Source organism: Pseudoalteromonas sp. S3178 (assembly GCF_005886985.1).
In the GTDB taxonomy this organism is placed as follows: Bacteria; Pseudomonadota; Gammaproteobacteria; order Enterobacterales; family Alteromonadaceae; genus Pseudoalteromonas; species Pseudoalteromonas carrageenovora.
The window spans coordinates 1-304 of sequence record NZ_PNCW01000407.1 but is presented as its reverse complement, the minus strand read 5'-3'; the positions used below and the strand labels follow the sequence as shown (position 1 = coordinate 304).

1 pseudogene is annotated in these 304 nt (G+C 51.3%); it reads right to left on the bottom strand.

What is annotated here, in order from left to right:
* Positions 1-304, bottom strand: a pseudogene (locus tag CWC11_RS23135) (heavy metal translocating P-type ATPase); the annotation flags it as partial.

Below are 304 nucleotides of genomic sequence, written 5' to 3'. Positions count from 1 at the left end.
ACGCCAGACCATAGCCGATGTTGGCCTTAAGCTTTCAAGTGCTTTAAGGGCGCTGGTTGTGCGCCGCTTGGCTCTGTGTTCGAGATACTTACCCAACAGTACCAAGCTCAAAACGGCACTGCTGCTTTCGAAGTATAAATGCGGAGCGCCATGCTCACCGCTGAATGTCCACCATAAATACACTGAAAGGCCATACGCTGCACTGGTGCCGATGGCCACCAGCAAATCCATATTCCCGGTTCCCGCTTTTATTGCTCCCCATCCAGCACGATAAAAACGCGCACCAAAATAAAACTGAACAGGC